We start from the raw sequence: 21617 nt of genomic DNA on the forward strand, positions 1-21617 counted from the left end.
ACTATGCAGGCAATCTTAAATCGTAAATCTAAATCCGTAAATAAGCATGCGTAACCTTTGGATATTCGTCAGTAGATACAACGCATTTTTCTTATTTATTATCTTTTTCCTAATCGGGATTTACCTCACCGTAAAAAACAATTCCTATCAAAGAAGCGTAACCCTGAATTCTTCTAATGAAGTGGTGGGCAATGCATATGAAAGGTTAAATATTTTTAAAAGATATTTAAATCTCGGAATGGTGAATGATAGTTTAGCAGCCGAAAATGCAAAACTTAAAGGACAGCTTTTGGCCATAACCACAGTAGATACCGCTAAAGATGTAAAAATTGTAGATACCTTAACAGATCAGCAATATACTTATCTCGCTGCCAAAGTGGTTAAAAACTCAATCACATTACGCAACAACATCATGACGATTAATAAAGGGAGTGTTGATGGAATTAAAAGCGGAATGGCTGTAATTGCACCCCAACGTGGTGTGGTCGGCTTTATCCGTGATGTTTCCGAACACCTTGCCACTATCCAGTCGCTGCTTCACAAAGATACCCGAATCAGCGTAACGCTGAAGAAAAACCATGCTCTAGGCTCTTTAGTTTGGGGTGATGGCAATTTCGATATCAAAAAAGTTTTTATCAAGGAGGTGCCCAATCACATTAAAATGTACGTTGGCGATTCGGTCGTGACTTCAGGTTTCGGCTCTTTCCCTGCCGGTATTTTTGTAGGGAAAATTATCAAACCAAATGTGGCCACCAATGATAATTTCTTATCTGGTGAAGTAAATTTAGTTACCGATTTTAGTACGTTGCAATATGTTTACGTAATAAAAGATAAAAAGGCGGATGAACAAAAGGCTTTAGAAAGTTTAGTTAAACCTAATGAATAGCAGAATCATAATCGTAAATATAATCAGGTGGTTCATACTACTTTTTGTTCAGATTTTCCTGCTCAAAAACATGGGTTTTTACGATCTTTCCACTCCATTTATTTACGTCCTCTTTTTATTGCTCCTGCCCTTCGGAATACCCAATATTTTGCTTTATTTACTGGCATTCGGAACGGGCTTAACGCTCGACGCATTTTATGATACCATGGGTGTACATGCTACCGCATGTGTTGTACTGGCCTTTGTAAGAGTATCATTTATTTCGATAAGTTTAAACCGTGATGCAATTGATGACCCGGAACCATCGTTAAGTTATATGGGTTTCCAGTGGTTTTCACTTTATGCTTTTCTTTGTGTTATTGCCCATCATTTGGTGCTGTTCTTTTTAGAAACATTTAGGCTAACTGAAATCGGTTATACCTTAATGAGATGCGGCTTAAGTTGTATCTTTACACTGCTTATTATTTTTTTAGTAGAGTTTATCTTCTATAAAAGAACTTCCCGCTAATGGATCAATTATTTAACAGAAAATATATCATTCAAGGATTATTCATCGTAATCGCACTCGTTTTACTGGGAAAATTATTCTACATCCAGATTGTGAGCGATAAATACTTCCTTTCTGCAGAGAGTAACGTTTTACGTAAAATTTATAAATACCCTGCACGTGGCGCCATTCTAGATCGAAACATGAAAGTGATCGTTCAGAATGAGCCTGTATACGATTTAATGGTTACACCCAGCGAGGTAAAGACCTTCGATACTTTAGCGCTGGCACAGGCACTGGAAATTTCTGTAGCAGATGTACGCAAGAATTTAAAAAAAGCAAGAGGAAAATCTACTTATCAGTCTACCCCTTTCTTAAAACAAATTTCTGTTCAAAGTTATGCACGCCTGCAAGAAACACTTTACCGTTTCCCCGGATTTAGAACGCAAGACAGAACCATCAGGCATTATCCAGATAGCGTAGGCGGACAATTATTTGGTTACGTAAAGGAAGTAGACAGTGCTGATATCGCCAATTCTGAAGGTTACTATAAGCCTGGCGATTATAAAGGTAAAAGCGGTCTGGAAAAATCTTATGAAGATATGCTAAGAGGTGAAAAAGGCATTATCAATACCGTTTATGATGCACATAATACACCACAGGGAAGTTATGCCGATGGAAAGTATGATATAAACGCAGTATCTGGCGAGCGCTTAATTTCCGGAATCGACATGAGGATTCAGAAGCTTGGAGAAGAGCTGATGAAAAATAAAGTAGGTGCCATTGTAGCCATAGAGCCTGCTTCTGGCGAAATATTATCTTTTATCAGTAGCCCTGGTTATGACCCTAATCTTTTGGTAGGTAGAAATCAGGGAAATAACTACATGGAATTTATCGTGGGTAATCCCTATCGTCCATCTTTAGTACGGCCGATAATGGGTTATTATCCGCCAGGATCATCCTTCAAACCTGTTGATGCATTGATTGGACTACAGGAAGGTGTGATTGATCCCAATACTACTTTCTTTTGCCCTCATTATTACCAGGCCGGAAACCGGAAAATTGGTTGCGAACACTTTGATGGCCCGATTAGTCTGCGCAGGGGAATTGCCCGTTCGTGCAATACTTATTTTTGTTATGTTTTTCAGAAGCTGATTACTAAAAATGGCATGAAAAACCAAAGAAAAACCTACCAGGAGTGGCGGGATAAAGTGGCAAAGTTTGGCTTCGGTGAAAAACTCGATATCGATATGCCCTATGAAAGAAAAGGGTTTTTCTATAGTGCCGAACACTATGATAAAGCATATGGAAAAAGATGGGGATATACCAACGTAATCTCGCAAGCTATTGGGCAGGGTGAAATTACCGCTACCCCACTACAAATGGCTAATGCCATGGCCATTATCGCCAACCGTGGTTACTATATTAAGCCGCACTTAATTAAAGGAATGGGCGATAAAAACCTGGTTAGGAAAGAATACGTAGAAAAAAAATACGTTGGTGTTGATGCCAAACATTTTGAACCCGTTATTGACGGCATGCAGGATGCAGTAAACAGCAGTTGGGGTACGGCCATCTTATCAAGAATACCTGATGTATTACTCTGCGGAAAAACAGGAACAGTACAAAATCCGCATGGTAAAAATCACTCCGTTTTTATTGGCTTTGCCCCAAGGGATAATCCAAAAATTGCCATTGCTGTAATTGTAGAAAATGCTGGTTTTGGAAGCACTTATGCCGCGCCAATTGCCAGTTACATGATTGAAAAATATTTGAAAGGTGAGGTTACAGGCTCCAGAGCGGCACAGGCTGAGTGGATGAAAAATCAGAACCTTTTACCAGTTTTAAAAGAAAAAACAAAGGCTGTAAAATTAACCAAGACGGATAGCTTATTGATTAAAAAAACAGATTCTGTTAAAAGAGTAAAGGATAGTATCAGAATAAAAGCCGCAACGGTAACACAAACGATTGCCACGAAGCCAAAAACTTTAAAACCAGTAGTCACTGATAAACCAGTAACCAACAATTAGCATGCAGCAACAACAGAGCAACCGCTTCTTTTTTAATGTGGATTGGATTACTGTATTAATCTATATTGCCTTGTGTGCAGTTGGTTTTATCAATATTTTCGCATCGGTTCCACCTGAAAAATCGGATGTATTCAGTTTCAATACACTTTATGGAAAGCAACTGATATACGTGCTTACCGGATTAGTGCTCGGGCTTGCCATCCTCCTTTTCGATGGCCGGATATTTAATGTCTTCTCTCCTTTTATTTATGGCGGCACGCTGGTTTTGCTTTTGGCTGTTTTAGTAATTGGGAATAAGGTTGCCGGCAACCAGGCCTGGATAGCCATTGGCTCCTTTAAATTGCAACCTGCAGAGTTTGCTAAATTCGGTACGGCCCTACTCTTGGCCAGATATGTAGGGAGCTTTAACCCCAAGTTTAGGGATTTTAAGTCGATTGGAATTGCAGCCCTGATTGTAGGAGCGCCTTTAGTATTAATTATGCTGCAACCAGATACAGGCTCCGCCCTGGTGTTTTTAGCCTTTATGTTTCCTTTATACCGGGAAGGATTATCTGGTTATTTTCTCCTGATATTTCTGGGAATGATTGTATTATTTATCGCTGATTTCCTTGTACCCACCTACATCCTAATCTTACTCATCACTACAGTTGCAGGGCTTTTTATCTATAACAATAGAAGGAAGCAGAAAATTATCTTCTCCACAGTTTTGGTAACCGTATTGGCTATTGGTTATTTATTTTTGATAAAAGTAGCCTACGAAAAGGTCTTAGCGCCACACCAGCGAAGCAGGATTGAATTAATGTTGGGTTTAAAAACCGATAACAAAGGCGCAGGTTATAACGTTATTCAATCGCAAATTGCCATTGGCTCTGGTCAGGCTATGGGACGTGGATTTTTACAAGGAACGCAAACCAAATACGGCTATGTTCCGGAACAAAGTACCGATTTTATTTTCTCTACTATAGGTGAAGAATGGGGTTTCTTGGGTTGTTCTGTGGTAATTGCGCTGTATATTTTCCTGTTACTGAGATTAATCAACCTGGCGGAAAGACAGCGCTCTACATTTTCCAGGGTATACGGCTATAGTGTAGCCTGTATCCTGTTTTTCCACGTATTTATCAATATCGGCATGACGATTGGAATTATCCCCGTAATTGGGATTCCACTTCCACTGATTAGTTATGGTGGCTCATCACTCTGGAGCTTTACGATCCTACTATTTATTTTCCTAAAACTGGATTCAAACAGAATGGGATTCTTTTAAGAAACATGGAGGAAAGATAAAGGAACAAAGAGCAATGAACTAAGAGTAAGGAAAAAAGAGCAAAGAATAAAGATCAAGGATTAGGTTTTTACTCCTTGATCCTTACTCTTTGTTCGTATTAATAACGCACCAGACCTACAACCTATAACTTACAACCTACAACTTACCTACTAAACCGCCTGTTTAACAATTCATAAAACTGATCTACCGTAGCTTGTTTGCTCGCCCAATCGTATTTCAGTGAATAATTGCTTTGAAGAAAATTATTAGCTGCTTCAAAACTATTCATCTTGTTAACGATATCGATTGCTTCAGAATAAGCCAAGTTGTATCCTTTAAATAAATCCTTAATAAACAACAATTTCTCATTCAGGTTTATCGCCTGTTTTAAATCAGCAATTGGTGCTTTCACGGGCTCATCGCCTTGTGCATTTGTTTTAGCCAACAAATCGTTTAAACTTCGTGCTGGATTAGTCGCAGCTATAGGTTGTTCAACAGGCTTAACCGGAACAGCTTCAGGAGTAAAGATTGGCCTATCAGCTACTGGCGGAGATATAATAGGCTCATCCATTTCCACATCTTTTAAAGCCGGAATGGGTTCTGATCTGGAGACTATTGGTTCCTCAGCAACAGATTCGGGAGTTTTTGTTTCTTCAACTACAGGCGCTTGAGCAATAGATTCAGGTCCATTAACTACTTCTTCTTCCTCATGTGGAATTAAAAATGGTTCAGGTCCAATTTCATCTTCCTCCTTAAGTGTGCGTTCATCCTGAATGGTTATTGGCAATTCCTCTTTTTCATGAATTTTCTTTTTCTGAGCCAGAATCTCTTCTTCGACCTTACTCAATGGTCTGTCAAATATTTCTTCAACAGCTTTTGCTTCGTAGTCGAATTGATCATCCTTACTATGATTCCCTAACACAAATTCGAAACTGTGGCTATCCTGATCTGGCTTAAAGAAATCATGAGCTAAAACCTCTTTAGCCGTCTCCTCTTTGATCTGCTCATCGTCCAGAATTTCCTGTTCTGGCTTTACATCTATACGTTCTTCTTGCTCCTCTGCAGTAACCACTTCTTCAAGCTCTTGTGGCGCAAAAGCCTGATCATTTTCGATATAACTCTGAGGAGCTTCAGGTAAAATAATGGTATTTTGTTCTTCCAGTAAAGGCTGGTTTGCTACCGGCACTGGCTGTTCATTTATGGCATTCAGTTTCTGTACAATCCGTACATGATCAGCAAGAAAATCTGCATTGGCTAAAAACAATTCTAGCTCTAAATGATTTAACTGTTGTGGGTTTTGAGCCAGAAATTCATATTGCTCATTTAATTCTGTTAAAATACTGCCGACTTTCTTAAAGATACTTTGCTGATTCATCATAAACTTAAAACGGATTTTGTGCTGATTTATGTTGGTAACTATGTACCCAAAAATAACACATAATTCTCATATTTGTTCGGTTTTAAATTAATAGAGCGTACATAGGGGCATAAAAAATCGGGCATGTTATTTAGCGAACAAAATTTTAGGAGAAGAGGTGAATTTTCAGGTAGTATTGAGGTTGTTTGTGGCTCGATGTTTTCCGGCAAAACGGAAGAGTTAATCCGACGTTTAAAAAGAGCCCAAATCGCTAAGTTAAATGTCGAGATTTTTAAGCCTAGAACGGATACCCGTTATCACGAAACGGCTGTAGTTTCGCATGATTTAAACTCGATCAATTCTACCCCGGTTGATAATGCTTCTGCAATTTTATTACTAGGCACCAATACGCAGGTTGTGGGCATTGACGAAGCACAATTTTTTGATAACGAACTTCCTGATGTGTGTAATAAACTGGCACTAAGAGGAATCAGGGTGATTGTTGCCGGCCTGGATATGGATTTCTCCGGAAAACCGTTTGGTCCGATGCCGGCACTAATGGCGATTGCAGAACACGTTACCAAAGTGAATGCGGTTTGCGTTTGCTGTGGCAATCCAGCCCTTTTTAGTTATAGAACAGTGGCAAATGAATCTACCGTTTTATTAGGCGAAAAAGAGAGCTATGAGCCGCGTTGCCGCGCTTGTTATAATCTAGAAAAAGGATAATTGTTAATCTGATCAGTCATCTTCAATTAAATAAGTAATGTCTACATTAAAGAAAATACATAAAATAGCTATTTTGGGCTGCGGTTGGTTTGGATTTGCATTTGCAAAAAAGTTAATTTCGTTGGGTTATGAGGTTAATGGATCAACCACTACACCAGAAAAACTTGCTATACTCGCCGAAGAAAAAATTCAACCTTTTTTGGTGAATTTTACATCAGATCAGGTCATAGCTGATCTTGAATTCTTTGATGCAGACGTATTATTTATCTGCATTCCACCAAAACGAAATTCAGTTGAAGTTTATGATTATGCGCAAAAGATCGCTTTGATCTTAGATGCTGCAAAAGATCGGATTGCTAACATTATACTAATCAGTTCTACCAGCGTTTATGGCGATGAAAATAAAGCGGTAAACGAATTGACCCAAACAAACCCAGACACTGAATCTGGTAAAGTGATTGTAGAGGCTGAGCATATGTTAAAAGGCCAGCATCCGGATGATTTTACGATCATCCGCTTTGGAGGATTAATTGGTCCAGACCGTAACCCAGGCAGGTTCTTCGCGGGGAAAACTGATATTCCAAATGGTTTAGCACCAGTAAATTTAATTCACCAAACTGATGCGGTAAATATTGCAATCAGTATTACGGAGAAGCAGGCTTTCGGCAGAGTTTACAATGCCTGTTCGCCTTTGCATCCAACGAGAAAAGATTTCTATACCGCAGCCGCGAAAAAAGCTGGCTTAGCAATTCCTGAATTCGTTGCGGAGAAAAAAGCTTGGAAGGTGATTGAAAGTATAAATGTTCCTGAATATTTGCAGTATGAGTTTCAAGAGGAAATAGCTTAGACTTGGGTACTTGAGATTATAATTGCCCTTTAAAAGTGAACGGCCAGCCGAGGCAAGACAGCGCAGCAGGAAAAAGTTTTCGGCAGGTGTTGACCTTGCCGGTCTAAGAGCAGAACGAAGAAACAGTGGTTTGGCCCTGTTGGGTAGTGATAGCGATCGCCATTCTTGCTATGCTATTGCCACCCTGCTACCCGGCCTAGGAAATGACGGAAGGAGAAAACGTTAAAGCTTCAACCACTTATAAATCTAAGTCTCCATCATACTTTCTCATCATGCTATTGCCACCCTGCTATCCGGCCTAGGAAATGATGGAAGGAGAAAACGTTAAAGCTTCCCCACAATCTTTCATACTCCACAACCCAAGGCAGCGCGTCCTCTCCCGATCCTTCATCGGGTGCTTGTGCTGCCGCCCTCAAAGCTTTAACGAATTTATCCGACATCAGTTCCAAGCCTTGATTTTTTTGTTACTTTTTTGATCAAGCAAAAAAGTAAAAGCCCTTCGGCGGCTAGCCGAGGCAAGGCAGCGAAGTGGGAAAAAGTTTCGGCAGGTAATGACACCAGCCGATAGAGGAATGCTACAAAAAAATGTCTTTTATGCTTCGGGTTAAAAAGATTCTATTTTGTCCTGGCCGGACGGGCCTTTTTTCTTCTGGCAGCAAAATAAACAAAACTGCCGGCTCGCAATTTTTTTATCCAAGTCAGTAGCTGGGCTAGGTCAGTGCCATCCCAAAAAATTGACCATGTCGGTCTAAGAGCAGAACGAAGAAACGGTGGTTTGGCCTTGTTCTGTAGTGATAGCGATCGCCATTCTTGCTATGCTATTGCCATGCTGCTACCCGGCCTAGGAAATGACGGAAGGAGAAAACATTAAAGCTTCAACCACTTATAAATCTAAGTCTCCATCATACTTTCTCATCATGCTATTGCCACCCTGCTATCCGGCCTAGGAAATGATGGAAGGAGAAAACGTTAAAGCTTCAACCACAATCTCTCAACCTAGCACAACCCAAGGCAGCGCGTCCTCTCCCGATCCTTCATCGGGTGCTTGTGCTGCCGCCCTCAAGCTTTAACGAATTTATCCAACATCAGGTCCAAGCCTTGATTTTTTTGTTACTTTTTTGATCAAGCAAAAAAGTAAAAGCCCTTCGGCGGCCAGCCGAGACAAGCTAACGCAGTGGGAAAAAGTTCTCGGCAGGTGATGACACCAGCCGATAGAGGAATGCTACAAAAAAATATCTTTTACGCTTTGGGTTTAAAGGATCTTATCGTGTCCTGGCCGGACGGGCCTTTTTTCTTTTGACAGCAAAAGAAACAAAACTGCCGGCTCGCAATTTTTTTATCCAAGTCAGTAGCTGGGCTTAGTCATTGCCATCCCAAAAAATTGACCATGCCGGTCTAAGAGCAGAACGAAGAAACGGTGGTTCGGCCTTGTTGGGTAGTGATAGCGATCGCCATTCTTGTTATGCTATTACCACCATGCTACCCGGCCTAGGAAATGATGGAAGGAGAAAACGTTAAAGCTTCAACCACTTATAAATCTAAGTCTCCATCATACTTTCTCATCATGCTATTGCCACCCTGCTATCCGGCATAGGAAATGATGGAAGGAGAAAACGTTAAAGCTTCAACCACAATCTTTCAACCCAACACAACCCAATACAACCCAAGGCAGCGCGTCCTCTCCCGATCCTTCATCGGGTGCTTGTGCTGCCGAAATAAAGCTTTAACGAGTTTATCCGACATCAGGTCCAAGCCTTGATTTTTGGCTACCTTTTTATCAAGAAAAAGGTAGAAGCCCTTCGGCGGCCAGCCGAGGCAAGCCAACGCAGTGGGAAAAAGTTCTCGGCAGGTGTTGACCATGCCGGTCTAAAAGCAGAACGAAGAAACAGTGGTTTGGCCTTGTTGGTAGTGATAGCGATCGCTATTCTTGTTATAAATCTAATTCCGCATCCTAATTCTCCTCAAGTTATTGCCACCCTGCAATCCGGCCTAGGAAATGATGGAAGGAGAAAACGTTAAAGCTTCAACCACAATCTTTCAACCTACCACAACCCAAGGCAGCGCGTCCTCTCCCGATCCTTCATCGGGTGCTTGTGCTGCCGAAATAAAGCTTTAACGAGTTTATCCGACATCAGATCCAAGCCTTGATTTTTGTTTCTTTTCATCAAGGAAAAGAAAATAGCCCTTCGGCGGCCAGCCGAGGCAAGCCAGCGCAGCGGGAAAAGTTTCCGGCAAGTGATGACAACAGCCGATAGACGATTGTCAATATTAAATCACCCTAACAAACCCAACAACTCCTTCTTGCTCAACCCCTTAAAAAACCCGCCATCAGTTTGAATCAAATTATTAACCAAATCCTTTTTTGAGGCCTGGAGTTTCATTATCTTTTCCTCAATAGTATCTGGGCAAATCAACCGCACGGCCATCACATTCTTATGCTGCCCAATCCGGTAAGCCCGATCAATGGCTTGGTTCTCCACTGCTGGATTCCACCAGGGATCAACCAGATATACATAATCCGCTTCCGTTAAATTTAATCCAGTTCCACCAGCTTTCAAACTGATTAAAAACACCGGGATATCCGCATTGTCCTGAAAGGATTTCACTGTTTCTTCCCGCTTTCTGGTTTGTCCAGTTAAGTATTCATATTTTATGCTTCTCTTTTCTAATTCCTTTTTGATCAGATCAAGCATGGTTACGAACTGAGAAAATACCAGTATTTTATGTTTTCTTGATTTGTTTTCAATCTGCTCAATTAAGACATCAATTTTGGAAGAGGCCTGCAAATAAGATTTTCCATCGGCCAGTAATGCTGCTGAATTGCAAATTTGTCGCAGCATGGTGATGCTCTTCAAAACATGCATGGCACTTTTAGGCAATTCATCTTCAGTTTTTCCAAGGATATAATCCTGAATTTCCTTTTTATTCGCCTCGTAAACTTCTCGTTGTCCCGCACCCATTTCGCAATACAAAACAATTTCCGTTTTATCAGGAAGCTCCTTTGCCACTTGTTCTTTGGTACGTCGCATCAAAAATGGCCTGATCTTCTTTTGTAATTCTGCTGCACGCTTCTTATCCTTAAACTGAACAATTGGTGTAGAATATAAATCAGCGAATTGCTGCTTGCTACCAAATAAACCCGGACAAGCGAAAGATAGCTGACCATACAAATCAAAAGTGTTATTTTCTATAGGTGTACCAGTCATCACTACTTTGTTCCTGGATTTTAAAAGCCTGACCGCCTTATAGCGTTGAGATTCCGGATTTTTGATATTTTGCGATTCATCCAGAAATATATAATTAAAGCGATAATCTTTTAAGAAACGGATATCTGAAAGCAAGGTACCGTAAGAAGTAATCACCATTTCGAACTGATCAAAATCTTCTGTTGTTTTGATCCGCTCATTGCCATAAATAGTTTTGACGGTAATGGAAGGTGCAAACTTTTCTACCTCGGCTTTCCAGTTGAAAATGAGCGATGCCGGAACCACTACCAGATTGGTATTGTGGCTTACCTTCTCTCTTTGCAATAAGATAAAGGCGAGAATCTGGATGGTTTTTCCCAGCCCCATATCATCGGCTAAACAAGCACCGAAATTAAAGTCATCCAGAAAATTCAGCCAGTTAAGCCCTTCTTTCTGGTAAGGCCTTAATGAAGCATTTAATGCACTTGGAACCGCCACCTCCTGGATAACATCTGTTCCTTCGAACTTTTGCTGGTAAAGCTTGAGTTCATTTTTCACCTCGCCATCAAAAAGCGCATCCTCATACAAATCATTTAAGGTAGCAAACCTAATCTTCGGTGTTAAAATTGCCTCGTCCGTTACCTCTCCTGCATTAAAATAGTCGGTGAATTTCTGAATCCATTCGTGTGGCAAAATACCCTGTGAGCCGTCATCCAGCGTAACGAATTTATTCTTGTTTCTAATCGACTTATGCAAATGCTTCAATGCCACCTGCTGTTTACCAAATTTAACCTTCACTTTGGTTTCGAACCAATCCGTACCACTTAGTACCTCAATATTGATTTGTGCCTTATGTTCATTGAGCTTATTATTTTTAAGTTGATTGAAGCCTAAAAGATGAATGCCTTTATTTCGCCAAACTTCAAAAACATCCAGGAACCATCCTTCCTCTAAAAAACGTTTCCGGTGTAAATAGAACGAATCATTAGTTTCCTGATCGTAAAAGTGAGGATGTTGCCGGAGAACATTAGAAATAAATTGCAGTTCCGCAGCTTCATCACGGTGCAAAGTAAATACATTCCCTAACTTATCCTGGGCCTGAATCTGCCTTTTCGAAAGCACCGGAATCTCCAGGTTTCCATAACGCATCACCGGGGTAAGTAAAATAAAATCTTCAGATTCTGAAAGATAAATTAATTGCTCGTTTTCGAGATCGAAACCTTTTTCTTCCAGTTGATCTGGCGTAGCCGCTTTCAGATAAGTGTAATCTACCTTAATGCTCCCTTCCAATTGGATTAGGATCAGTTTCTGAAACTCGGGATACTTCGTTTTGTGCAGAATTAAGCGATTACTCTGCTTTTTAAAAAAGCTGATCACCCGCAGGAAATCAGGTCTGGTAATCAGGTATAATTGATCCTTCAGGCGGATAAAGTATTGATGAACCAAAACCAACTGATCCAGTTCGTAAGATTTCCCTTCAATGGTTAAACGACCGGTAATTTCATAAAAATCATTCAGCTGATTTACTGATAATCTTAAATCAAGATCAAGAAAGTGAACGTTTACACGCATGATCGTGGTGGCCTGAACATTAGCTTGCTTCGGATCCTGAAGATAGAAAGGAATCTTTTTTGGATTCTTTACAATGGCTTTCAGCGCCTCAATTTCTTCTCCCGTTTGATCATTGTTATAATTAGCCTGGAAAGTGGAAATGCCACTGAAAAATTTCAATTCATCACTATCATCTGTTTTAAACAAAAAGCTAGATAAGTTTATCTTTTGTAGAGGATTTTTGATCTTCCCTGCCTTTGTTTTTTCCCCCTCATATAATTCTATAGACAGGTTGCCGTAGTAACGATGCTGACCAAACACGAGAATGGTTTTACCCAAATTGTGAACAGGTTTCAGCAGATTTTTTGCTTTTTCTTTCGGTAAAAGCAACGCCGCTAATTGTTCTTTCGCTTCCTTATTGAAAGGCTGTAAAGCAGCAATTTTGGGTTTTATTTGTAAGGCTCCATCGTTGTGACTAATGACAAAAACCGCATCCAGATCGCGCTCCTTTTCCAGTCCATAATCTAGCGCCAGTAGGTATAATTTTTGCCTGCGTAATCGCTCATCAAAAAAAATAGCAAGATCTTCACGATGCAAAATGTTATATAAAACTTGTGCCTGGTGCATACAAAGTCGTGTTTTAAGCGAATTACACCGACAAGATAGCTTTACAGATGTTTTATTTTGCTGCACCTGAACGATAGGAAATACCGCATCAGATTCAGGATGACTAAATGCGGCAAAGTCAATTTCGATCTGTTCCGGATGGAGATTAAAGAAGCCCCTTGCATCAGTATGCACCTCCTGACTCAGGTGTTTGAGGATAAATATGCCGTTTAAATCTTTGAGGTTGAAATCATGCAATACATAATCGTATGGATTTGAAGTATTTAACTGATCTGCTTGCTCTTCCCTCATTTAACTCAATTTATTAAGGTAAAAATAGCATTTATATTGCAACCAAAAATGAAAGATTATTTCTCTCCATGTTCAATTAAGCAGATTGTCTAGAGCGACTTCCGGAGATTTAAGTAAAACGGAACAGCAACCTTTTCCGTTTTTCCATTTAGCACAAACTCTGCTGCTTGTGTACCTAAACTGGTAAAATCTGTAGAGATGGTGGTAATGCCATCCAGAATTATTTTTTTTAATGGTGTTTCGTTATAAGAAATCACGCCTACATCTTTCCCAATCTTAAGCTTCAGCACTATCAGCCTTTCAATCAGCGTCACCAAATCATCTTCCATTAAATTAATATACACTTCGCCTTTGTTGATTTCTTCGTCTTTGATGTTATGAATCACTTTGTGTGCGAAGGCATACTGTTGGCAGAATCTGTAAAATCCAGTAAGAATTTCCTGAGGAAAGTAACTGCCCTTTGGAAAAATAATTTTGAGCGTGGTATAAGTGGAAAGTCGATCTAATGCCTGTTCTAAAGCCGCGTAGATATCCTGTGCAAAATTTTCATAAGCTGCAGCATAGTCGCCAGTTACGCCAGACAACAGTTTATCCAAAATAATCAACTTCTCTTTAGGAATGGTGTTGATCACTTCGTGGGCATTCTCTCCACCCTCTAAAAAATGCGGGATAATTACAAAATGCGTGTAGTCATCCTTTTTGCTCATCACCATCTTCTTAAAGAAAACGTAATCATTATTGTAGATATAAAAATCAATTGCTGCCCGCTCTCCAATGGCTTTGGTGAAAGAGTCGTAAATGATTTTTTTGTGCGTGCTGAGCTTATTAAAAAGCAGGCAAACTTTTAACTTCCTGGAAAAATCTGTATTAATGATAAAATATCCCTTTCCTGGCACGGAGTCTACCACACCAAGCTTACGAAGATTTCTGTAACCTTTCTCGGCGGTATCCCGAGACATTTCCAAGCTGAAACTGAGCTCATTAATAGAAGGAAGCAGGCTCCCTTTTTTTAACTTACCCATATCAATTCCATTCAAAATAGCATTGGTTAACTGCTTATATTTTGGGGTTGATGAATACTCATCAATTTGAATGTAATCGAGGATATCTTCTGGTTTCAAATGACTTTGGCTTGGGTTTCGAATATAAAAAAAAATCTGCTACCAGAGCAGATCTTTTTGTCATATCGTTCGCTGAATTGCGGAATAGTACTTCAAGTTAATCATATCGCTTGGTGCTGGATTGTCGTTCCACACATTATTAATAGCGAGTGCGGTTCCAATTGCAGTAGCCTGAGATACCGATGAGGCATAGACCTCGATATCTGGTACGGCGCTGGCCAGCAAATGCATATAGATCGCATTTTTGCCAAAACCACCATCTACAAATATCCTGGTTACACCCGGATTTAAAATTAATTTAAGCGAGTAAACCTGTTGCTTAACCAAATCCAGCAGTAACTGGTGGTAGGCCTCCTCTGCGGTTTGAAAAGTATTTAAATCCCTGGCCGGAAATGCAGAAACCAATGAAAATTCAGTTTGCGCATTTTGATTTTCAGGTATTTTATTTACCAGCTTCAAAACCAGGCCTGGATTAAATTTCAGGTGTTTAAACAGGTAAGCTGCACGGTCAAAATGTGCTGCAATCCGTTTGAGTTGAATTTCATGTTCATTACCTGCAAAAATCCGGGATGCTTTTACAGCTTTCCCTTTAAAGTGCATGTAACAAAGGCAATCTTTCTTCAATTCATCGGCCGTTAATGGCTCTTGATTGAAAGGATTTAAGCTAATACACCAGGTTCCAGTAGAGATTAATACAAATGGTGTATTAAAGTTTGCCAGGTAAGGAATCAACGCCGCAGAACTATCGTGCAATCCAACACCAACACTCACTTCTTTTCCTTCGATAGTCGTTTTCAAGGTAGCATCGGCAGGTGTAAATTCACCGAATTTATCACTAATTTTTTCTTCTAAAACCCATTGGTGGTAGGCATCTTTGTTGAAATCCCAAAGCTGCGTATGGCAACCAATACTTGTAATATCTGCAACAGCCTTGCCTGTTAGCAAATAGCTTAAATATTGTGGTAAATGCAAGGCATATCTCACCCGATCAAATAGTTCGGGTCTTTCATTTTTTAAGCGGTAGAGTTGCATTCCAGAATTTAAACTCCCCAAAACCGGCGAAGCCGTTTCCAGGGAAATTTTTTCCTCTCCCCCATACTTATTGTAAAAAGCTGTTTTTAATGCTTCCGGATATTCCTTTAAATAATTATAGAGCGGTGTTAAAGGTTCGCCGTTTTCATCCAGATATACGAAACTTGCACCATAAGTAGAAAAGTTTATGGCCCTGATGTCAAACTCTTTCATTTGAAAAACCTGGTTCAGCGAATCGTAAACGGATGACTTTAAGCTTTCCAGGTTTTCACATGGTTCACCATCTTCATCTACAGTTTCTACAAAACGGGCAGATCTTTCGTAAACAATGCTATAATTCTCGTCGATTAAAAATAGTTTTTTGTTTGTTTTTCCAACATCAAATATGGCTATAACAGGTTTAGGCATCTTTACTTTATCTTCGATTATAAACCTGTAGCTACAGTATTTCCACGGTGATCAACTAAATTACTTCTTACGGCCAACTCACGGTATAAGCCAATTGGAGATAGTGCTGCACCTGCTCTTAATCTCGCTTCTGCTACTAAAGGCCTCAAATCACTACGGAATGTATTTTGTAGAATTTCTTGTGCCTTAGCTACATCATTATTATCCTGAGCCGCGTTTAACGCATTTCTATCTACCAACAAAGCTTGTGCATAAGCAATCATAATCGCTTCTACCGATTGTAATAAATCTTCTAATGGATCTTTAACGTTATGGGAAGCATCAATCATCCAACCTAAATCTTTAGCGTGGTTCATGCCTTTTGCATCCATACCTTCAACCAATTCATTAAAAATTAAGAACAATTGATAAGGTTTGATACTTCCTGCAGTTAAATCATCATCACCATATTTTGAATCATTGAAGTGGAAACCACCTAACTTTCCTTCCATCAAGAGTAAAGCGACAATCTGCTCAATGTTTGCATTCGGCAAGTGGTGACCCAGATCTACCAGTGTATAGGCTTTTTTACCCAGTTTGCTGGCGTACAATAATGATTGCCCCCAATCGCCCACGGTTGTAGAATAGAAATTAGGCTCGAAGGCTTTATATTCTACAAACATTTTCCAGTCTTCCGGTAATGCGGCATAAATTTCCTGTAAACTTTCCAGGGTATTTTCAAACGCTTTACGGAAGTTTAACTGTCCTGGAAAACAAGATCCATCTGCCAACCAAACTGTCAACGCATCAGAACCTAAGGCGATGCCGTGTTTAATTACTTCAATGTTATGTTCGATAGCCTGCTTCCGAATAGCTTTGTTTACATTTTGAAGTGATCCAAATTTGTAGCTATGTGCAGAACCTGCCTGATCCTGAAAAGTATTTGAATTCATGGCATCGAACTTTAAGCCATAGCTGGAAGCCAGACTTTTTAAGCTTTCTGCATTTTGAGGAATATCCCATGGAATATGGAGTGAAATTGCACCACTTGCACCATTAAGCGCATGTAACAAACCCACATCTTCAATTTTTTCTTCTATTGTTCTTGGCTCACCACCAGTAATGGCAAAGCGGCCGAAACGGGTTCCGCCGGTACCTAAAGCCCAACTCGGAATGGCAATTTGAAAATCTACTAATTTCTGGATAACGCTTTCAAGGTTAACATGCGACCAGTCTTCCTTTAAAAAATCCAGCTTGCGCTGGTGTGATGTAGAAAGGGAGTCGTTATGTTTTTCTATTTGGTTCTGCTCAATATTCATTGCAATATTTGCTTTATTTGGTTAATCTTCGGCGAAAACCGCCATTATTTATCCAGTGAATGGATATCTATTTTAACAGTCATTTTTGGTCTGTGGAAACCACAGACCATGAAAACGACTTACTAAAACTAACTTATCTTTAAAGGCATTTCTGATCAGCCTTTCGCTAAAGAGAAATGCCAGATGTTGGTACTATCTTACAAACGCCATAGCCACACCGCCATCAACATTTAACACATTACCTGTAGATTTCTGCAATAATCCGCCAACAAAAGCGAAACAAGCATTTGCAATATCATCAGGTAAAATAATTTGGTTTAACAAAGTACGTTTGGCATAATAAGCAGGTAATTCCGCAACCGTTACACCATATGCTTTTGCTCTGCCTTCGGCCCATCCGCCAGCCCAAATGTTACTATCACTAATTACCGCATCAGGGTTAACAACGTTTACACGAATGTTATCTGCGCCCAATTCTGCAGCATTTAACCTGCTTAAGTGGAGCTGTGCAGCTTTTGCACTACCATAACCCGCATTATTTGGTCCGCTTACCAAGGCATTCTTGCTCACAATATTAATGATATCTCCGCCAACATCTTGCTTTTGCATCGCTTTTGTTGCAGCCTGCGTGATGAAGAATTGTCCTTTCACCAATACATCATACAATAAATCCCAATCTTTCTCCGTGTGATCACCAATGGTTTTCGAGATTGATAAACCTGCGTTATTAACCACAATATCAATTCCGCCGAAAGCCAATGCCGCAGCATCAAAAGCACCGTCAATATCTTCCTGACTGGTTACATTTAAAGTTACCGTGCTGTAAGAATCTTTACCATAGAGTTTTGCAAACTCAGCTCCAGCTTCTTCCAAACGCTCTGCGTTCATATCATTTAAAATCACCACACCGCCTTCAGCAACAAATTTCTTCGCAATAGCTTTACCAATCCCGCCTGCGCTACCCGTAATTAAGGCAATTTTACCAGTAAGTGGTTTTGGTTTAGGCATTCTTTGTAGTTTTGCCTCTTCCAATAACCAATACTCAATATTAAATGCTTCCTGGTGAGGTAAAGAAGTGTATTCTGAAATGGCTTCAGCACCTTTCATTACGTTAATGGCATTGATATAGAATTCAGCTGCCACTCTCGCCGTTTGTTTATCTTTTGAGAATGTAAACATTCCTACACCCGGATATAAAATCACTACCGGATTGGTATCACGGATAGCCGGGCTGTTTGGATGTTTACAGGTTTCATAATAGTCTGTATACATTGCCCTGTAAGCCTCAAAAGCTGGCAATAATTGTTCTTTGATTGCTTTTACATCAGATAGATCAGCATCAATGGCTAAATCTAAAACCAAAGGACTAATCTTTGTTCTCAAAAAGTGATCCGGACAGCTGGTACCCATTGGAGCCAAACGCGAAAGATCGTTGGAGTTCGTAAATTCCAATACGCGTACATCATCAGTAAAATGACCGATCATGTGTTGTTTAGAAGAACACAAACCACGCAGCACAGGCGCTAACGCAGCCGCTTGTTTTTTGCGGTTAACATCTGTTGCACTTTCAATTTTTTGTCCTCCGAATACTGGTCCTTTTTTACCATAATTCTGCGCCAGGTAATCTGAACAGATTTCGATTACGTCTAAGGTATTTAAATAACTTTCGTAAGCAGTATCACCCCAGGTAAACAAACCATGTGAACCCAACATGATGCCACGAATGCCCGGATTTTCATCTAAACACTGCTTTAATTGCAAGCCCAGTTCAAAACCTGGTTTTTTCCATTCTACCCAACCGATGGTTCCACCGAATAATTCTTCGGTAATCTTTTTTCCATCTTTAGCCGCAGCGATCGCAATGGCTGCATCCGGATGTAGGTGATCGATATGCGCGAAGGGCAAGAAGCCATGCAAAGGTGTATCGATTGATGGTGCTTTAGAGCTTAAATCGAAAATACAGTGGTTAAATAATTCAACCATTTCATCTTCGTGTTCTACGCCGCGGTAAATATTTTTCAAACTGCGCAGGCGATCTACATAAAGCGCAGCTAAACCGCTTTTCTTTAAGGTACCTAAATCGCCACCAGATCCTTTAACCCACATTACTTCGGTTTCGTTACCGGTAAGTGGATCTTTCTCCATTAACTTGCATGAGGTATTACCACCACCATAATTGGTCAGGCGTAAATCTGCACCCAATAAATTAGAGCGATAGATCAACAATGCAACTTCATCTCCAGCCAGTTTTGCGGCTTCTTCTTCATCCCATAAGTAGCTTACGTACTTATAATTTGTTTCTTTAACAGACATGTATTAATGTTTACTTTTTTTAAATTTTATCTAATTGAATTACCGTAACCTACAATCAGTACAGAAACGATAATGGTTACTATACCAACGATTACGGTTGTTAATGTTTTTCTTGATACGCCTTTCCATTCTTTCAAAACCAAACCCCAAACATTTGCTATCAGGATGATAAAAGCCATGTGTAAAATCCATGAACTGGCTCCATTCCCCATTTTGCTTTCTCCCATTCCGTAGAAGAAGAACTGCAGAAACCAGGTGGTTCCAGCTAATGCAGAAAAAATGTAGTTTTTGAGTAGCGGTGTTGATTTTTTAGTGTAATCTCCAAAGGTTTTGTTCCTGGCGTTAAGAATCATACACCAAATGAAGTTGGTTGTTAAACCACCCCAAAGTACAACTACATACGTTACGTTGTTTTGGAAGAGGAAATTCCCTGTTTCTGAGAGATTTGCAGCCTTCCAGATTTGATTGGCAGCATCGGCCATTGGTTTACCAGCTTCCAAACCGAAGTTGAAACAAGCGCTTAACACACCTGAAACAATCCCTACAAATAAACCCAAACCGAATTTAAATTCTGTCTTCACTTCCATCCCGTGCGGATCTGTGATGTCTGCCTTAATTTCTTTCTCCTTCATCACCCCTGCCTTACCGCAGATTACAATACCAATGATGCAGACAAAAAGCCCCAACATCACCATCCTGCCCCAATCGGTATGCAAAAACATGGTGAAGGTATCTTTTCCTTCCTGTGGAAAAATATCAAAATAGATAGAGGGCAAAATGGAACCAATTACCATCGATAAACCCAGGATAATGCTACTTCCGAGTGATACGCCGAGATAACGAACGCCTAAGCCGTAAGTTAAGCCGCCAATGCCCCAAAGTACGCCGAAGAAATAGGTTAATAATAGAATATTTCCACTCGTAGTAGCAATAATATCACTAAAATTTGGAATGGTTAGATAAGCAGCTAATGGCGGAACAATAAGCCAGGAAAAGATTCCTCCAACTATCCAATAGCTTTCCCAGGCCCAGCCTTTAACTTTCTTGTATGGAATATAAAAACTCCCCGACGCGAACCCGCCGAAGAAATGAAAAATTACGCCTAAAAATGCCTGCATGCTCTATATTGGATATTTGGTTGGTCCAAAATAGAAAATACGACATGTTTAACTGTTATGCACTGTTATGTCGGTAACAACAATTTTATTCTCTTTACTGACGAAGTTTAGCTGGCCTGTGCGTAGGGGAAACTTCATCAGTCTCCTGCGAGTTTCTTCTCCAAACTTTCGAAATCTTTCTGCGCTTTTGGCACTAGAGACTTCGAAAGTTGATTATTTCACCGAACTTATCTTTTCAACAAGATCGTTAATTACATCGGCAGATTTCAAAATTTTGTAATGACCAACACCTTCGTAAACTTTGGCATTAACCTCAGGAAATTTATCTAAAAACTCTTTTAGAAATGGGTAAATGGAAATATCATCCTCCGGATCGAAAGCCACAAAATGATTGAAATTGCGGTTTCCTTCATAGAGACCAACCAAATCAAAATGACTGGCACGAACAGGGAATTCTTTGGCAAAGTTATCAAAGAAACGATCCTGATGAAAACCTGCAATACCCACTGAGGTAAGGCTTTGTGCAAACTTTTCTTTAAGCCTGATTAATGGTGCAATGCTCAAAAGCATTTTTGGCGACAGATTCAGGTCCTGCAAGGCAATTACGTTTGCCATACTGCCTAGCGAGTGGCCTATTACAAAATCCGGAACTGCGTAATTTAATGCAATTGCTTTTACCCCGTCAGCATAAAACATGAGGTTGGATAGGTCAGATACCGAACTTCCATTTCCAGGTGCATCAAAAGCGATCACTTCCACATCCTCTATTTTGAGCAGCTCGATTATAAGTTCATAAAAATCTAATGCTTTCGATGCCCAGCCATGCGTTAAAAGTATTTTTGTTTTTCCATTGCCCCAGCTGAAGCAATTAATTCCCAGCTTGGATTGTGTGAAATAAGGATCGTAAACTTCGAGTGAAAAGAATTTTGCAGAAGCAATCAACTCTTCCTGATGAATCCGCAGGGGCATCTTTGGAGAGTAGAAAATAAATTCACGCATTAGCGCATTATCCGGATTTTCTGCGGTGGCTTTTAACGAATTGGCAATTTGTTTAAGTCTTTTCAATTTCCAGTTGT

The 21617-nt window shown here is 40.0% G+C and carries 15 protein-coding genes; 7 read left to right on the forward strand and 8 right to left on the reverse strand.

Annotated features, from left to right (window positions below):
- Positions 1-46 precede the first annotated feature (46 nt).
- Genes mreC through rodA form a run of 4 tightly spaced genes read left to right on the forward strand, consistent with a single transcriptional unit; the run spans position 47 to position 4667 of the window.
- On the forward strand, positions 47-886 hold the full coding sequence (gene mreC / locus SOM16_RS12055) for a rod shape-determining protein MreC (protein ID WP_320464249.1): 840 nt from the start codon (positions 47-49) through the stop codon (positions 884-886).
- The gene (locus tag SOM16_RS12060) at positions 879-1394 is read left to right on the forward strand and encodes a rod shape-determining protein MreD (protein ID WP_320464250.1); all 516 of its coding nucleotides are present in this window, start codon (positions 879-881) and stop codon (positions 1392-1394) included. Before mreC ends, SOM16_RS12060 begins: the two co-directional genes overlap by 8 nt.
- Positions 1394-3403: a penicillin-binding protein 2 gene (gene mrdA, locus SOM16_RS12065; RefSeq protein WP_320464251.1), complete on the forward strand. Its 2010-nt coding sequence runs from the start codon at positions 1394-1396 to the stop codon at positions 3401-3403. The genes SOM16_RS12060 and mrdA overlap by 1 nt, the downstream gene beginning before the upstream one ends.
- 1 nt (position 3404) lies before the next feature.
- Entirely contained in the window at positions 3405-4667 is a 1263-nt protein-coding gene (rodA, locus tag SOM16_RS12070; RefSeq protein ID WP_320464252.1) for a rod shape-determining protein RodA, read from the forward strand.
- Positions 4668-4830: 163 nt separating this feature from the next.
- Here the strand turns inward: rodA and SOM16_RS12075 are convergent, their stop codons facing one another.
- Entirely contained in the window at positions 4831-6045 is a 1215-nt protein-coding gene (locus SOM16_RS12075) for a hypothetical protein (RefSeq protein WP_320464253.1), read from the reverse strand.
- 123 nt (positions 6046-6168) lie between these two features.
- Between SOM16_RS12075 and SOM16_RS12080 the strand changes: the two genes are divergently transcribed.
- From SOM16_RS12080 to SOM16_RS12090, 3 genes are all read left to right on the forward strand, one after another.
- A complete protein-coding gene (locus tag SOM16_RS12080) occupies positions 6169-6750 on the forward strand; it encodes a thymidine kinase (protein WP_320464254.1) in 582 nt (193 codons plus the stop codon).
- Positions 6751-6787: 37 nt separating this feature from the next.
- Complete coding sequence (locus tag SOM16_RS12085; protein WP_320464255.1) at positions 6788-7597, forward strand: SDR family oxidoreductase; 810 nt, start codon at positions 6788-6790, stop codon at positions 7595-7597.
- A gap of 1755 nt (positions 7598-9352) precedes the next feature.
- Entirely contained in the window at positions 9353-9616 is a 264-nt protein-coding gene (locus tag SOM16_RS12090) for a hypothetical protein (RefSeq protein WP_320464256.1), read from the forward strand.
- Between the two features lie 254 nt (positions 9617-9870).
- Here SOM16_RS12090 and SOM16_RS12095 read toward each other — a convergent pair whose 3' ends face one another.
- The 7 genes from SOM16_RS12095 to SOM16_RS12125 form a co-directional block, all read right to left on the reverse strand.
- Positions 9871-13251, reverse strand: coding sequence for a DEAD/DEAH box helicase (locus tag SOM16_RS12095; RefSeq protein ID WP_320464257.1), 3381 nt, complete (start codon positions 13249-13251; stop codon positions 9871-9873).
- A gap of 89 nt (positions 13252-13340) precedes the next feature.
- Positions 13341-14372 carry a GntR family transcriptional regulator gene (locus SOM16_RS12100; protein WP_320464258.1) on the reverse strand — a complete coding sequence of 344 codons (1032 nt, stop codon included), beginning with the start codon at positions 14370-14372 and terminating at the stop codon, positions 13341-13343.
- A gap of 60 nt (positions 14373-14432) precedes the next feature.
- Positions 14433-15812 (reverse strand): FGGY-family carbohydrate kinase, encoded by a 1380-nt coding sequence (locus SOM16_RS12105; protein ID WP_320464259.1) that lies wholly within the window; start codon positions 15810-15812, stop codon positions 14433-14435.
- Positions 15813-15829: 17 nt separating this feature from the next.
- Entirely contained in the window at positions 15830-17110 is a 1281-nt protein-coding gene (locus tag SOM16_RS12110; protein WP_320464260.1) for a sugar isomerase, read from the reverse strand.
- A 192-nt stretch (positions 17111-17302) separates the two neighbouring features.
- A complete protein-coding gene (locus SOM16_RS12115; RefSeq protein WP_320464261.1) occupies positions 17303-19423 on the reverse strand; it encodes a bifunctional aldolase/short-chain dehydrogenase in 2121 nt (706 codons plus the stop codon).
- 26 nt (positions 19424-19449) lie between these two features.
- Positions 19450-20541: an L-rhamnose/proton symporter RhaT gene (rhaT, locus tag SOM16_RS12120; RefSeq protein ID WP_320464262.1), complete on the reverse strand. Its 1092-nt coding sequence runs from the start codon at positions 20539-20541 to the stop codon at positions 19450-19452.
- A 213-nt stretch (positions 20542-20754) separates the two neighbouring features.
- Complete coding sequence (locus SOM16_RS12125) at positions 20755-21606, reverse strand: alpha/beta hydrolase (RefSeq protein WP_320464263.1); 852 nt, start codon at positions 21604-21606, stop codon at positions 20755-20757.
- Positions 21607-21617: the final 11 nt, after the last annotated feature.

It is taken from the genome of Pedobacter sp. CFBP9032, from assembly GCF_034045265.1.
Lineage (GTDB): Bacteria > Bacteroidota > Bacteroidia > Sphingobacteriales > Sphingobacteriaceae > Pedobacter.